Origin of the sequence: Paraburkholderia sp. SIMBA_030 (assembly GCF_046535245.1) — a bacterium.
GTDB lineage: Bacteria > Pseudomonadota > Gammaproteobacteria > Burkholderiales > Burkholderiaceae > Paraburkholderia.
Genome location: NZ_JAWRXB010000378.1, coordinates 1 through 277 on the forward strand (window position 1 = coordinate 1; position 277 = coordinate 277).

Here is a 277-nt window from a genome sequence, read left to right on the forward strand (position 1 = left end):
GTATCGTCCGCCGATGCGCGGTTGCTCGCCGATGGAAGCTGTGCGCAAGGCGCGCTGGAGCGGCCTGCGTGATGTGCGTATCACTGCCGTTACGCCGCGCCGCGTCGTCGTTACCGGCCGTGACCGCCGTGGCCTTGATAGAATGACCTTTGCGAACGTTCGCGGTTGCCCGCTGATCCGTCGCTAACAGTAGCAGGCGCCGGTCTCCCCGATGCGGCGCCACAGAACCGCCCTTTGCCAAAGTCTCCCCGGATCGCGGCAAGGCCGGTTTTATATT

General features: G+C 64.6%; 1 protein-coding gene. It reads left to right on the forward strand.

The features are described from left to right. Window positions 1-187: hypothetical protein (locus SB772_RS40420; protein WP_410838572.1), on the forward strand; the 187-nt coding region annotated here is incomplete at its 5' end. Between the last annotated feature and the right edge of the window lie 90 nt (window positions 188-277).